13 protein-coding genes are annotated in these 14,955 nt (G+C 65.5%); all 13 read right to left on the reverse strand.

What is annotated here, in order from left to right; translation table 11 throughout:
• Positions 1-4: 4 nt before the first annotated feature.
• On the reverse strand, positions 5-1,618 hold the full coding sequence (locus U9J23_RS23065) for an AMP-binding protein (RefSeq protein ID WP_085469941.1): 1,614 nt from the start codon (positions 1,616-1,618) through the stop codon (positions 5-7).
• Positions 1,615-3,069, reverse strand: coding sequence for an aldehyde dehydrogenase family protein (locus tag U9J23_RS23070; RefSeq protein WP_272265989.1), 1,455 nt, complete (start codon positions 3,067-3,069; stop codon positions 1,615-1,617). Before U9J23_RS23070 ends, U9J23_RS23065 begins: the two co-directional genes overlap by 4 nt.
• On the reverse strand, positions 3,066-3,386 hold the full coding sequence (locus U9J23_RS23075; RefSeq protein ID WP_085469943.1) for an AtuA-related protein: 321 nt from the start codon (positions 3,384-3,386) through the stop codon (positions 3,066-3,068). Before U9J23_RS23075 ends, U9J23_RS23070 begins: the two co-directional genes overlap by 4 nt.
• Positions 3,383-4,705, reverse strand: coding sequence for an acyclic terpene utilization AtuA family protein (locus U9J23_RS23080; protein ID WP_085469944.1), 1,323 nt, complete (start codon positions 4,703-4,705; stop codon positions 3,383-3,385). Before U9J23_RS23080 ends, U9J23_RS23075 begins: the two co-directional genes overlap by 4 nt.
• 99 nt (positions 4,706-4,804) lie before the next feature.
• Positions 4,805-6,016 carry a CaiB/BaiF CoA transferase family protein gene (locus U9J23_RS23085; RefSeq protein WP_085469945.1) on the reverse strand — a complete coding sequence of 404 codons (1,212 nt, stop codon included), beginning with the start codon at positions 6,014-6,016 and terminating at the stop codon, positions 4,805-4,807.
• A gap of 58 nt (positions 6,017-6,074) precedes the next feature.
• Complete coding sequence (locus U9J23_RS23090; RefSeq protein WP_085469946.1) at positions 6,075-7,556, reverse strand: aldehyde dehydrogenase family protein; 1,482 nt, start codon at positions 7,554-7,556, stop codon at positions 6,075-6,077.
• Position 7,557: 1 nt separating this feature from the next.
• Positions 7,558-8,025 (reverse strand): MaoC family dehydratase, encoded by a 468-nt coding sequence (locus tag U9J23_RS23095; RefSeq protein WP_016691775.1) that lies wholly within the window; start codon positions 8,023-8,025, stop codon positions 7,558-7,560.
• Positions 8,025-8,915, reverse strand: coding sequence for an HpcH/HpaI aldolase/citrate lyase family protein (locus U9J23_RS23100; RefSeq protein WP_085469947.1), 891 nt, complete (start codon positions 8,913-8,915; stop codon positions 8,025-8,027). The genes U9J23_RS23095 and U9J23_RS23100 overlap by 1 nt, the downstream gene beginning before the upstream one ends.
• A gap of 9 nt (positions 8,916-8,924) precedes the next feature.
• Positions 8,925-10,091: an acyl-CoA dehydrogenase family protein gene (locus tag U9J23_RS23105; protein ID WP_085469948.1), complete on the reverse strand. Its 1,167-nt coding sequence runs from the start codon at positions 10,089-10,091 to the stop codon at positions 8,925-8,927.
• 21 nt (positions 10,092-10,112) lie between these two features.
• A complete protein-coding gene (locus U9J23_RS23110) occupies positions 10,113-11,789 on the reverse strand; it encodes an ATP-dependent acyl-CoA ligase (protein ID WP_085470011.1) in 1,677 nt (558 codons plus the stop codon).
• Positions 11,789-12,814, reverse strand: a complete 1,026-nt coding sequence (locus tag U9J23_RS23115; RefSeq protein WP_085469949.1) for an LLM class flavin-dependent oxidoreductase — start codon at positions 12,812-12,814, stop codon at positions 11,789-11,791. Before U9J23_RS23115 ends, U9J23_RS23110 begins: the two co-directional genes overlap by 1 nt.
• 27 nt (positions 12,815-12,841) lie before the next feature.
• The gene (locus tag U9J23_RS23120; RefSeq protein ID WP_218775631.1) at positions 12,842-13,615 is read right to left on the reverse strand and encodes an SDR family NAD(P)-dependent oxidoreductase; all 774 of its coding nucleotides are present in this window, start codon (positions 13,613-13,615) and stop codon (positions 12,842-12,844) included.
• A 52-nt stretch (positions 13,616-13,667) separates the two neighbouring features.
• Positions 13,668-14,831: an acyl-CoA dehydrogenase family protein gene (locus U9J23_RS23125; RefSeq protein ID WP_026061051.1), complete on the reverse strand. Its 1,164-nt coding sequence runs from the start codon at positions 14,829-14,831 to the stop codon at positions 13,668-13,670.
• Between the last annotated feature and the right edge of the window lie 124 nt (positions 14,832-14,955).

The raw sequence follows: 14,955 nt of genomic DNA on the forward strand, positions 1-14,955 counted from the left end.
TCCTCTATCTCGCAGGTGCCTCCACCTCGTCGGCCAACCGGGCACGCAGCCGCGCCTTGGCGATCTTGTTCAGCGTCGAACGCGGCAGCTCGTCGACGAACAGGACCCTTCGTGGCCGTTTGAAGTCCGCCAGCATGCGGACGCACATCGCGTCGATGTCGGATGCGAGGCGGCTCTCGTCTTCCGATCCGGCGACGATGACGAAGGCGACCGGCACTTCACCGAGCATGCGATCCGGTGCCGCGACCACCGCGACCTCCCGCACCCCGGGCACCGTCGCCACAACACGCTCGACCTCCGCCGCAGCGACGTTCTCGCCACCGACCTTCAGCATGTCCTTGGCCCGCTCGACGTACCGGAACCGGCCGGTGCGGTCCTGACACACCCGGTCACCGGTGCGGAACCAGCCGGACTCGGTGAACGCATCGCGGGTGGCCTCGTCGTTCCGGTAGTACCCGGCGAACAGCGACACCCCTGCCACACCGCGGACCCACAGCTCCCCGACTGCGCCGGGAGGAACAGGTCGTCCATCCTCGTCGACCACCGCCACCGCATATTCGGGTGCCTGAACCCCCATCGTGCCGTCCGGGTCCGGGTGGGCGAGTTCGCTCACCACGGGATGCGACACCGTCTCGGTCATCCCGAACCAGCCGGTCGTGCGGATGCCCGTCGGCCCCCACGACACGGCGGCGCTGCCCGACCAGTGACGGTAGGTGTGCTCGTCCGGAACGGGTCGATCGACGAGGGCGCGCAGCATGAACGACACGACCGACACCCATGTGCAGCCGTGACGCACCGACACGTCCCAGAAGCGCGACACCGAGAAACCCGGAGTGAGGACGATGCTCGCACCCACCCACAGCAACCCGAGGAACGAATAACCCAGTGCGTTCGTGTGGAACAACGGCAGCGTGATCAATCCGGTGTCGTCGGAACGCAATCCCGCATGGGCCGCATTGGTCCGCGCCGCCCACAGACAGTTCGTGTGTGTCCACACCACCGCCTTGGGCCGAGCCGTGGTGCCCGAGGTGTACTGGATCGTCGCCGGGGCCATCGGGTCGATGCTCACCGGGGTCGGGGTCTCCGCGACGGTGGTGAGTTCACCCAGCGCACCGTCGCGACTGTCCCCGAACGCATCGGTTCCGGTGCTCGATACCGTCCACGACAGACCGGGCATGGCCGTAGCGACCGTTTCCGCGAATCCGGCGCCGACCAGAGCGGCGCGCGGTGTGGCGTGTTCGTCGAAGTAGGTGAGCTCGTCGGCGCTGCTACGCGTGTTCAGGCAGACCGCGACCGCCCCGATCGAGACGATCGCCGACCAGCAGGCCAGGAAGTCGGGACAGTTGTCCATCAGCAACACGACGCGTTCACCGGGGGTGATTCCACGCGCCTGCAGGCCTGCAGCGAGCCTGTCCACGACGATGCCGAACTCCTCGTACGTCCACGATCGGGCCGCGACCCCCGTGTGGGGTTCCCAGGTCAGGAACACCTTGTCGGGAACGGCGGTACGGTACCGGTCCAGCAACCACGGCACGGTGCGATCCCCGAACGACGCGCGGATCCCGTCGCCGTCCGTTCCCCCGACGATCGGATACGGCGGGGCCACAGCGGGGTTCACGATGTCACCTGCCAGTTCAGGTGCTTGATCCGGAAGAACTCCGCGAACCCGTCCTCTCCCATCTCGACACCTGTTCCGCTGCTCTTGGACCCGCCCCAGGGCACATCGGGGCGCATCGGCCCACCGCCGTTGATCGCGACGGTGCCGCTGTCGAGGCGTTCGGCCACGGCCGATGCTTCGTCGTGATCACCGAACACACTTGCATTGAGCCCGTACGGCGAATCATTGGCGATGGCGACGGCCTCGTCGACGGTTCGGTACGGCAGGACCACCGCGACCGGAGCGAACAGTTCCTCGCGGCAGATCTCGGCGTCGTTGCAGACCCCGGTGACCAGCGTCGGCGGCAGGAACCATCCGGGCCCCGCAGGGCGATCCCCGGTCACCGCGACACGTCCTCCCGCCGCGACGGCCCGATCGAGGTAGCCGTGGACCCGCGCGAGATGTTCCGCCGAAATGAGCGGACCGACCTCGGTGCGCTCGTCGAAAGGGTCTCCGGTGGGGACGAATTCGTCGATGAACGCGGCTGCCCGGGCCAGGAAGTCGTCGAGCCGATCTTCCGGCACCAGGATCCGAGTGGTGGCACCGCACCCCTGACCTGCATTGCGGCAGAAGCGCAGCACCGAGGGCCCGACCACCGCATCGAGATCCGCGGACGGCAGCAGGATGTTCGGCGACTTGCCGCCGAGCTCGAGCACCACCTTCTTGTGTGTCGCCGCCGCCTGCGCCATCACTGCGGAACCGACCGCCGACGAACCGGTGAAGCTCACCATGTCGACATCGGGGTGCGAACTCAGCACGGCGCCGGCCTCGGGGCCCCCGAGGACCAGACCGAGCACGCCCGGGGGCAGACCGGCTTCGTCGGCGATCCTCATGAACTCGAGAGCGGTGAGCGCCCCTCGGGGCGACGGTAGGAGCACGACGCTGCACCCGGCCGCCAGAGCCGGCGCGACCTTCCAGGAGACCATGTTCAACGGGTAGTTGTACGGCACGATCGCCGAGACCACCCCGATCGGTTCTCGCACCAGCACACTCTCCGACGAGACCGGACCGCGGATCCCCGGCAGTCGTTCGTGGTACCCGCCCCGAGGGCCGCGCTCGGCGGCATCCGCGAACCACCGGAAGTTCACAGCAGGCTGTCCGACCTGCAGAGCCCGCGTGAGAGTGATCGGCGAACCGACCTCCCGCACCACGAGGTCGGCGAGGTCGTCGGCCCGCTCGTCGATCAGATCGGCGATCCGGCGCAGCACCTCGGCACGCCGAGCGGGCGCGGTCGCCCGCCACACTTCCGAGTCGAAGCTGCGCCGGGCCGCTGTCACGGCCGCGACGACCTGGTCGGTGTCGGCCTGATTCCACCGGGCAAGCAGCGTCTCGGTGGCAGGATCGACCGAGTCGACAGGCTCACCTCGGCCGATGTCCCATCGACCGTCGATGTACACCGATGCGACGGTCATGAGCGCGCCTGCCTCTCCGGCAGGTCGATGGCGAGGATCAGGGACTGATAGGCCTTGCCGTGAGGATCGACCCGCAGGGACATGGACACACCCCCGGCCAGAGCTTCGGTGAGAACGAAATTGAGGCAGCAGTTGACCGGGACCTCGTAGCGCGTCACGGTGCCTGCCACGAGGTCCCCGAAGGCCTTCGCGACCACCTCTGCGGTGAGCACCTCCCGCAGCCACTCGTAGTCACCGTCGTCGTGGGGAAAGACGCAGATGTTGCTGACATCGCCCTTGTCCCCGGAGCGGCTGTACGCCACCTCGCGCAGTTTCATGCCGAGATCACCTCCACCGACAGCGGCACCTCGCTGCGCGGCAACAGTGCCGGGGTGACCACGATCGCGGGCACGACCGAGGTCACCACTCCGCCACCGCCGGCCGGCCCGAAGTACAGATATTCGATCTCGTAGGCCGCAGCCTCGGCGACCTCGGGGTCGAGGGCACGAGCGGCGAGCCGCAGCCGTACTTCCGCGGGTTCTCCTGCGGGCATCCGGTCACCGAACAGAGTGTTCACACCGTGTAGTTCGATGCGCAGTTCGTCGATGCGGTCCCGGATCGGCTCGAGCCTTCTTCGCACGACCTCCTCGGCTCGGCGCGCCCGATCGACACATCCCGGTCCACCGTAGGAGATCTCGGCGACGGCCTTGTAACCGAGGTCCACTCCGACGAGCACCTTCAACGTCTCGGGGCGGGGCGTGCCGCGTGCGCCGGACAGACGCACCCGATCGGGTCCGACCTCCTCGAGCCGTACACCGCTGAAGTCGGCAGTGACGTCCGGGGTGAGATATCGAGTCGGATCGTGTATTTCGTAGTAGAGCTGTGTGCGGGTGGTGCGGACGTCCACCGCACCACCGGTGCCGTCGAGTTTGGTGACGACCAGTTCTTCGTCGTCGATCTCGGCGAGCGGAAAACTCAGGTGATGTGGGTCCGGCACCGTCCGGTACGGAGGATCCTCGAAATTGCCACCGGTGCTGTGTACTCCGCATTCCAGTAGGTGCCCGGCGAGAGTGGCGGTGGCGACCCGGTCCCAGTCGTCGAGCGACCATCCGAGTTCGTGGCAGATCGGTCCTACGAACAGCGACGGATCCGCCAGACGCCCGCCGAGGACGATCTGCGCGTCCTGCTGCAGACATTCCACGACCGGGTCGGCTCCGATGTAGGCGTTGGCGGAGACGATCCGCTCCCCGAGCGCACGACTGGTGGTACCCAACTCGGGCAGGTCGAGATCGTGCGCGAGCACGGTATCGCGGACGTCGTCCCCGCGGATGATGCCGATCCGGGTACCGGTGATACCGAGGTGTGTGAGACCGGCAGCGAAATCCGTCGCGGCCGCATCGGGATTGGCCGCACCGAAGTTGCCGACCACCCTGCCACCGGAGGCGAGAAAGTTCTTCAGGACCGGGACCAGAGCGCCGATCCGCTCGTCCTGCCCGGAGTCCGGGTCGCTCATCCGACGGATCTGGGCGAGGGCCATGGTGCGTTCGGCGAGACAGTCGAATCCCATGTAGGTGACGCGTCCGCTGTCCGCCATCGCTGCTGCGGTGTCTAGGCGGTCGTTCGCGTAGGCCGATCCCGATCCGATGTTCAGGCGCATCTTCCTGCCTTCCTGGTGCGGCGGCTACTGCATCGGGGCACGTTCGAGTACCGGGTCGAGTTCGCGGTGAACTCGACCCGGCGTTCGATGTGCGGTGCGCTACGGTGCGCTGATCACCTCGGCTGCGGCAAGTGCAGTGAGGTCGTCGGTGGTCAGACCGAGACGCTCGGCGAGTACCTGGTGGGTGTGCTCCCCGATGGTGGGCACACCGTCGTAGGTCGGCCCGTCGTAGCTTTCCAGATGCAGGACCGGACCGGGCATGAGCGCGCCCTTCATGATCTCGTTGCCCGTGATCTCGACGAGGGTGCGTTCCCGGAAGTGAGGATCGGCGATCACATCGGCGGCGTCGTTGACGGGCGCCGAGACCACCTCGAACTTCTCGAGGGTTTCCAGCACACTCGCGCGCGGCATCGAACCGACCCACTCCTCCACCAGGGCCTGAACTTCATCGTTGTGCTCGAGTCGGGCTGCGTTGGTCGCGAACCGCGGATCGTCGATGATCTCCGGCTTGCCCATCGCCGCGAACAGGCGCTTGGCGATGCCCTGGTTCGACGCGGCGATGGACAGGAACCGTCCGTCCTGTGCCTCGTAGATCCCTCGCGGCGAAGCCGCCCCCGTCGCGTTGCCGATACGCTGCTGGATCTCCCCGAGGGCGGTGTAGCGCAGGAACATGTCACCGATGATGAACATCAGCGGTTCGTACAGGGCGACATCGACGACCTCGCCCTGTCCGGTGCGTTCCCGCTTGTACAGGGCCATCGCCACCCCCATCGCTGCCGACAGGCCGGCGATGGAGTCGGCGAACCCGAACGGCGGCGACGTCGGCGGCGAATCGGGCCAGCCGTTGACGTGCGCGAACCCGCTGGCCGTCTCCGCGACGGTCCCGAATCCGGGGAGGGTCCGGTTCGGTCCCGTCTGGCCGAAGCCCGACACCCGGGCGAGGACGAGACCGGGGTTCTCGGCGCTGAGCACCTCGTAACCCAGGTCCCATTCCTCGAGCCGGCCGGGTCGGAACGATTCGACGACGACGTCGACCTCCGCCGCGAGCTTGCGCACCAGCTCCCGACCCTGCTGCGAGCGCAGGTCGATACCGAGTGACTTCTTGCCGGCGTTGAGTCGCGAGAAGCCCAGCGACAGGCCTTCCTTCTGCGGGACCCACTGGCGGGCGAAGTCACCGGTCGTCGGGTCTTCGACCTTGACGACCTCCGCACCGAAGTCGCGCAGCATGCGCCCAGCGGTGGGTGCCGCGTACATCGTTCCCAGTTCGAGCACCTTGATGCCCGCGAGCGGGCCCACACCGGATGCGTTCATGGTCGTCTCCCAGCCTTCTCGTCGACTGTGTCTCGGTATCGAATGATGTTCGGACGGATCAGATCCGCCACTGGATGTGTTTGACCTCGAGGTACTCGCGCATACCCCACTCCCCGAGCTCACGGCCCACGCCGGACTTGCCGTAGCCACCGAAGGGAGCATCCGGGCGCATTGCGCCACCCCCGTTGATCCACACCGTACCGGCGCGGATGCGCTCGGCGACCCGACGCGCCTCGACCGGGTCGTCGCACCACACGTTCGCGGCGAGACCGTACGCGGTGTCGTTGGCGAGACGGATGGCTTCCTCGGTGTCCTTGAACGGCAGGATCACCGCGACCGGACCGAAGATCTCCTCCTGGACGGCACGCGCATCGTGCGGGAGATTCCCCAGCAGAACGGGATTGACGAACCAACCTCGCTCGGGCAGCGGCTTCGCGACCTCGAGCAACTTCTTGCCACCCTCTGCGATCGAACCGTCGATGTAGCCCTGCACCCGCGCCTGATGATCGGGACGGATCATCGGACCGATGTTCGTGGCACGATCCCACGGGTCACCGACCACCATCTGGTCGAAGGCGGATGCGCCGGCCTCGAGGAACTCGTCGTAGACGGCCTCGTGGACGAGCAGCCGTGCCAGGGCCGCGCAGCCCTGGCCGCCGTTGCGAGACCAACGCAGGTGCATCTCGACGGCGATCTTCTGCACGTCCACACCGGGCAACACGATGTTCGGCGACTTTCCACCCAGCTCCAGGGTCACACCCGCAAGGTTCGCAGCGGCCTGTTCCATGATCTTCGCACCCACTCCGTCGGAGCCGGTGAACGAGACCCGGTCGACACCGGGATGCGACGACAACCGCTTACCCACGTCTGCGCCACCGATGACGACGTTCATCACGCCCGGCGGCAGGCCCGCTTCACGGATGAGATCCCCGAGGAACAGGGTGGTCAGCGGGGTGCGCGGGGACGGCAACAGCACCACCGTGCATCCGGCGGCAAGGGCAGCGCCGAACTTGAAGATCGCCAGGTTGAGCGGGTAGTTGTAGCCGGTGATCGCCGCGACGACCCCGACAGGTTCGTACACCACGTCGCTCATCGTGGGGACCGGCTTGTCGTATTCACCGAGGTGGATGGTGCGGTCGGTCTTCGCCGCTTCCGCCGCCCACCGCAGATGCTCGTCGACAGCCATCTTGACCTGGAGATATTCGGCCAGGGAGACGGGGGTGCCGACCTCGTTGACAATCGAGGGCAGCAGCCGGTCGGCGGCCTTCTCGAGTACGTCCGCGAAACGGTGGATGTACCGGGATCGTTCCTCGCCGCTCAGCGCCGACCAGGCCGGGAAGGCTTCCCGCGCAGCGGTGACCGCCTCGTCCACCTGATCGAGGGAAGCGCCGCCGACGGTGGCGATGACCTGCTCGGTGGCCGGGTTGTACACGTCCCAGGTCTCACCGGCGGGTTCGACCTCGCGATCGCCGACGAGCAGGGTACGGGTCTCGGGAACCCAGTCCTTCAAAGGGAATTCGGTCTCGGCTGCTGCAGTCATCTCAGGCACCTTCCTCGGTGGTGGGGCGCTTCATCATCAGCCCGACACGTTCGAGCAGGCAGACGAGTTCGTCGCGCTGGTTGAATCCCTTGTGTTCGAACCACACGATTCCGCTGTCGGTGCGGCTCTCGGATTCGCGCTTCTTCAAGATCGTGGTCTCGGCACGGAGCGTGTCGCCGTGGAAGACCGGATTGGGGAACTTCACCTTGTCGTAGCCGAGATTGCCCAGGGTGGTTCCCATGGTCAGCTCGGGCACGTGGAACGCACCGATCAGAGCGACGGTGAACAGGCTGTTGACCACGCGCTGCTTGTGGATGGTCGTCTTGCAGAACTCCTCGTCGAGGTGCAAGGGCTGGATGTTCATCGTCAACGACGTGAACATCACATTGTCCATCTCGGTGACGGTGCGGGTCATCGCATGCTTGTAATGCTTCCCCACTTCGAACTCCTCGAAGTACAACCCGCGCATCAGCGTTCACCCTTTCTCAGGATTGCCTCGGCCCGCTCGAGCCATTGGATTGCCTTGTCGTAATGGGCCTTGTCGATGTGGAGTCCGCGATAGCGGAGCGCGCCGACGCCCTCGGCTTCGGCCTTCTCGTAGGCCTCGACCATCCCCCGGTAGAACTCGAGATCCTCACGTGACGGGCTGAACACGTCGTTGACGGTCGCCACATGTGTCGGATGAATTGCGATCATCCCACGGAATCCGAGTTGTCTTCCACGAACCGCGAATTCACGCAGACCGTCGAGATTCTCGAGGTCCTCCCACAGTCCGGTCAACGCGTGGATGCCCGCTTCGCGGCAGGCCAGCAGCACTCGGCTGCGCAGGTACAGGGTTTCGAGCCCCTCGGGGGTCCACTCGTAGCCGACCTCACGGGCGATGTCGGCGTGTTCGGCGGACGGACCGATCATGGCGCCGACCCGCGGGGACGCCGACGCGATCTCCCGGCTGTTCTGGATCGCCCTGACCGTTTCGACCGGCACGATGTACTCGAGCCCCTCGACGCCGTTGCGCATCTCGAAGTGGTCGAGCAGCGCATCGTATTGCAGAACGTCGGTGGCCCGTTCGATCTTGGGAGCGAAGATCCCCGTCAACCCCGGAACGACGACGGATTCGAGGTCCGCACCGGTCAGGCGGGTCGCGAGCGGATTGACCCGCACGAACAAGCCGACCTCGCCGTTCGTCTCACGCACGCGGGTGATGGATTCCGCCACGGTGGTCCTGGCCGCTTCCTTCTCCGCGGCCGGCACCGAATCCTCGAGGTCGAGGACCACGCAGTCGGCTCCTGCCGCGATGGCCTTGTCCACCCAACGTGGCCGGTGTCCCGGCACGAACAGGATCGAACGATAGGGCTGCACGAGGTCCTCCTAGTAGCTGCGGGGCAGGCCGAGCACGTGTTCGGCGGTGTAGTTGAGAACCATTTCCTGGCTGATCGGGGCGATCCGCATCAACCTCGCCTCCCGGAAGTACCGTTCGACGTGGAACTCCTTGCCGTAACCGAAACCGCCGTGCGTCTGCAGGGCGACATCGGCGGCGTAGAAGCCGGCCTCCGCGCAGAGGAACTTTGCGGCGTTCGCCTCGCGACCGCACGGCAGTCCCTGATCGACCATCCACGTCGCCTTGTCCAGCACTGCCTGGGCTGCGTCCAGACGGATCCGTGCCTCCGCCAGCTGGAAGGCGATCCCCTGGTTCTGTCCGATCGGTCGCCCGAAGACCTCGCGTTGCTTGGCATAGTCGACGCCCCGACGCAACGCTGCTTCGCCGATGCCGAGGGCGGCGTTCGCGGAGATGACCCGTTCGGCGTTGAGACCACCGAGGATGGTGCGGAAACCGTGGCCGACCTCGCCGACGACGTCCTCGTCGGCGACGAACAACTCGTCGATGAACAACTCGTTGGTGTCGACCGCGTTGCGTCCCATCTTCGGGATCGGCCGGATCTGCACCTTGCTGCGGTCCATCTCGGCGAACATGAGGGTCATGCCGGCGGTGCGCTTGGCGTTCTCGCCGCGCGGGCTGGTGCGGCACAACAGGAGCATGCGCTCGGCCTCCTGCGCCTTCGTGATCCACACCTTCTTGCCGGAGACGAGCCATCCACCGTCGACCTTCTTCGCGAAGGTGCGGATGTTGGTGGTGTCGGTACCGGCATCCGGTTCGGTGACGGCGAAGGAGGTGTGCAGCTCGCCGGTGACGACGCGCGGCAGGTACTTGCGCTTCATCTCTTCGGAGCCGTGGTGGATGATCGGCTCGAAGCCGAAGATGCCGATGTGGACTGCGCTGCAGCCGCCCATGCCTGCGCCCGAGGCCGCAATCTCCCGTTCGACGATGGCGGCTTCGGTGACACCGAGTCCGCCACCGCCGTATTCCTCCGGCACGGTCAGGCCCATCCAGCCGCCGTCGGCCATCGCGTTGTAGAACTCCCAAGGGAATTCATGGGATTCGTCGTGTTCGGCCCAGTACTCGTCGGGGAATCGCTTGCACAGATCGCGGATTCCCTGTCGGATCTCGTCGTGGGTCTCGTCGGTGGTGAAATCCATCGATAATGCCTTCCTCGGCTCTCAGACCGCCGGCACCGTGGCGCGGTGGGTGTCGTGAATCGCGGAGCGGTCATAGGTGTCGGGGGTGACCCCCTCCTCGCGGAGGGCGGCCTTGCGCACCTTCTCCGACGGGGTCTTGGGCAGTTCGTCCACGAAACGCAGATAGCGGGGAATGGCGAAGGCCGGCACCCTGCCGTCGCACCATGCGAGGATCTCCTCCGGATCCGGGGTCCCGCCACCGTTGCACACGACGGCGGCGAGCACCTCGTCCTCACCACCTTCGACGTCGGCGGGCACACCGATCACCGCACACTCGACCACGGCGGGGTGCCCCAGGACCGCCTGTTCGATCTCGTAGGAGCTGATGTTCTCTCCCCTGCGTCGCAACGCGTCCTTGTAGCGGTCCACGAAGTAGAACCAGCCGTGCTCGTCCTTCTTCAGCGCATCGCCCGTATGGAACCAGAGGTTGCGCCACGCCTCGAGCGTCTTCTCCGGCATGTTGTAGTAGCCCATGCTGCAGGTCCAGGGCTGAACCGGACGGACCACCAGTTCACCGACCTCCCCGACCTCGACCTCCCGGTCGTTCTCGGGATCGACCAGGCGGATGTCGAACCATTGTGACGCAGCCAGGCCGGCGGCGCCCGGCGGGCGCGGGACGCCGTAGGGGGCGATGATGGGGGCGCACGTCTCCGTCAGTCCGAAAGCATCGACGAATGCTTCGATTCCGTAGCGCTTCTTGAAATCCTCGACGATGGAGCTCGCTGTCGGCGCGGCGTAGACACACCGCAACCGGTTGTCGAGGTCGTTGTCACGCGGCGGCTGCTTCCAGGCGAAGTCCATCATCACACCGACGAAATTGGTGACGGTGACATCGTCGTCACGCACGTGGTCGATCCACCGGCTCGCACTGAACTTGGGACGCACCACGGCGCGGGCACCGGCGATCAGTGCCGGGTAGACCGCCATGAACTGGGCGTTGCCATGGAACAGCGGGGTCGTGGTCAGGTAGGTGTCGTCCTTCGTCAGCCGCGTGAAACAGACGACCTCCTGCGCGAAGAAGTAGAGCTGGGAGTGCGGCATGGCCACGCCCTTGGACGGACCGGTGGTGCCCGAGGTGAAGAAGATGGCACCGAGCTCTTCGGGTGTCGCCTTCGGCAGCTCGAGAATCTCCCCGACTTCGAGGCCTTCCCACTCGTCGGCCGCCCAACCGTGCGATCGCAGAAGTTCGATTGCCTCCGTGCGGGTTCCGCTCTCGTCGTCGATCACCCAGAACTTCTCGATGCCGCGCGCATGCTCGGCGATCGTCACGAATCGTCGGGCGTACGCGGCGTCGATGACGGCCCACCGCGGCTCGACGGTGACGACCTGATGACGCAGGAACTCCCCTTCGTAGTTCGTGTTGATGGGCACCTCGACCAGGTTGCCGACCGCAGCGGCGAACCAGGTCCGCACCAGCTCCGAGGAGTTCTGCGCCATGATCACGACTCGGTCGCCCGCCTCGGCGCCACATCGGTACCAACTACTGGCGATCGTCTCGGCGGAGATGAGGATCTGCGAGTAGGTGAACCGCCGGTCTTCTTCCGGGGTGATCAGGAATTCCGAATCCGGTTGGGCTGCAGCATGCGTCCTCAGAACATGATCGAGAGTCCAGGTCTGCGGATCCGGGAAGGTGGGGTGGAGATCGGCGTAGGTCTGCATCATGTCAACTCTCGGTTCGGGGCGATCGCAGTGATCGAGGGGACCACGTCCTTGCCGAGACGCGCGATGGCGGCGATCGTCTCGTCCGCATCCATCGTCGGCCACTGCGGTCGCATCAGCAACGGATCGACAGGAAGGGTGGTCACGAGGTCGGTGAGCTGCGCGACGACCTGCTCGGGATCGCCGACGACGGCATGCCCCGACACAGCCTTCGCGAACTCGTTCTCGAGGTCCGTCCCCTTCATGACGTCGAGGCCCTTGTTCATGTAGGTCAGATAGCGGCCCTGAGCCACCCGCGCGTACTCCTGCATCGCCTGCTCCCGGGTGTCCGCGACGAGTACGTTGCGGCGCAGCGGCTGCGGCCCGAATTCCTTGCCGCGCTCAGCGAACAGGTCACGTACCACACGGAAGCGTTCGAGGACTTCCTCTTTCGGTGTCTCGGGCGGAGTCGCGTAGGCGTCGCCGTACTTCCCTGCGCGACGCACACCGGCCATCGCGTGTGCTCCGATCCAGATGGGCGGATGCGGATCCTGCACCGGACGCAGATGTGGTTTGACGCCCTCGAGTCGGAAGTACTTGCCTTCGAATGTGACGTCGTCCTCGGTCCACAACTTCTTCATGACCTGGAGGGATTCGTCGAACCGGCCGGCCCGTTCCTTGAACGGGATTCCGAGATAGTCGAATTCCTCGGGGCGGTATCCCAGACCGGCACCGAAGATGAGACGCCCTTCCGTGACCACGTCGAGGGTGGCGATCTCCTCGGCGAGCATCACCGGGTGGTACAGCGGTGCGATCATGATCTGGGTGACGAGCTTGACGTCCGGTTCGACATGCGCGGCCAGCCGTGCCAGCAGGGGGACGGGTTGCAGCCATCGCAGGTCTCCGTAGAGGAAGTGCTGTCCGATGGCGATGTAGGTGAACCCGTTCTCCTGTGCCGCGTCGACGATGCGCAACACATCCTTGAACTGCTGGGCAGGACTGACCGATTTCGGTACGTCACTGAGCAGTAATCCGACCTGAACCATTGTGCAGCTCCTCCCGTTGGACCAGCGTTACTGTGCGGTGAGTCCGCCGTCGACCGGGATGGTCGTACCGGTGATGTAACTGGCGTCGTCACTGTTGAGGAAGGCGATCACCGAAGCGATCTCCTCCGGTTGGGCACCACGTCCGAGCGGGATGGTCGCAACGAAATCCTTCGTGAGGGCCGAGACGTCCGCGCCGGGTTCACGACCGAAGAACTGCGACAGCATCGGGGTGACCACCTGCCCCGGGCAGATGACGTTCACACGGATTCCGTCCTTGGCTCCGACCAGCGCCAGCGAGCGGGCGAACGGAACGAGGGAACCCTTCGTCATCGAGTAGATGGGGCTGAACGGGGAGCCGATGAGTGCCGAGGTCGACGACGTCAACGTGATCGAGCCCTTGCCGTCGGCCTTCTTCAGCAGATCGAAACCGAGAGTCGTGGAGTAGTAGGCGCTCTTGACGTTGACCGCGATGTTCTTCTCCCATTCCGCGTCGTCCACGTCGATTCCGCCGGGCCCGGGCATACCGACCTGGGCGTGCAGCGCATGCAGTACGCCGTGTTCGGCCTCGATCTTGCCGAACAGAGCGCGCAGGTCGTCCTTGTTCGTGGCGTCGACCCGGATGGGTGTGGCCGCTCCGCCGTCGGAACGGATCTCCTCGGCGACGGTGTTCGCGCCCTCTTCGGACAGGTCGGCGACGTAGACGTGACCGCCTTCCTGTGCGATCCGGTGGCTGATCGCCCGGCCCATTCCCGAACCGCCACCGATGATTGCGGCGATTCGCCCTTCGTATCGACCCAACATGTCGTTCACCTCGTTCTTCGAGAAGCTTCGAATTGTGTGTGCGTGTGCTTTGTCAGGCGCGCTGATCGAATGTGCGGCCGAGCAGTTCGGAGACGATCCGGGTGCGCTGCATGGTCGGAGTTCCGCCGGCGAGCGCCCATCCGTGCGAATCCCGGTGCAGCCGTTCGATTCCGAATTCCTCGGTGTACCCGTTACCGCCGTGCAGCTGGATGGCCGCGTCCGTCACGCGCTTGGCCATCTCGTTGGCCGTGCACTTCGCGAGTGAGACCTCGAGCGGATTCGGCAGTCCGTCGACGATGTTGGCCACCGCCCGGTCGCGGAGCAGGCGTGCAGCTTCGACCTGCAGGACCATGTCCGCCAACATCATCTGAACGGATTGGAATTCGACCAGCGGTTTACCGAACTGGTAACGCTCCTGCACGTAGGCGACGGTACGGTCGAGTGCTTCCTGTCCGATCGCCAGGCTCATGGTCGTGTTGCCGAGGCGTTCGATGGTGAAGGCGCCGAACAACTTCTTGAACGCGCCCGCCTCGGCGACCACGTTCTCCTCGGGCACGACGACATGGTCGTAGAAGATGTCGGCGGACGGGATACCCCGGAAACCCATGAGCTTCTCTCGCGCACCGAAGGACATTCCGGGGCGGTCGGCTTCGACCAGGACCGCACCGATCGCCTTCGAACCGGGGGCGTCGCTCATTCTGCAGTAGGTGAGGTAGACGTCGGCTTCACTGCCGTTGGAGATCCAGCGCTTCATGCCGTCGACCACGACGCCGTCGTCGGTGCGGGTCGCCTTGGTGGTCATGTCGGTTGCAGCGGAACCTGCGTCGGGTTCGGAGATGGCCACTGCCATCGTGATCTCACCGGCAGCGATCCGGGGGAGGAAGGTCTTCTTCTGGTGCTCGGTGCCCATGAGCGCGACGACCTGAGCGGGACCTGTATTGGATTCGAAGATCTGGAAGGCGGCGGGCCGGCAGACCTTGGCGAATTCCTCGATCACCGCGAGGGCATGGGACAGCGGCGCCCCCGCACCTCCGTACTCCTCGGGCAATGCGATACCGAGGTAGCCGAGCTCTCCGAGGAAACGGCGTTCTTCGTGCGGAAACGCAGTGCGATCGAGATCCCACTGTGCAGCCTTCGGCGCGTAACGCTCACGTGCCACTCGGGCGGCGGCCTCACGAATTTCGCGGAGTTCGTCCTCCACTCCCGGATTCCCCATGACGCCACCTTTCCTGTTCATCATTAACCTAGAGATGCGGGTCGGTGTGGTCAAGGTCACTCACTCCGACGGGTGAATAGTAACCATGATAATGATTAGTCCGCAATTGCTAGGCTGTCGGCGC

It is taken from the genome of Rhodococcus sp. PD04, from assembly GCF_035918275.1.
Classification (GTDB): Bacteria; Actinomycetota; Actinomycetes; order Mycobacteriales; family Mycobacteriaceae; genus Rhodococcus; species Rhodococcus rhodochrous.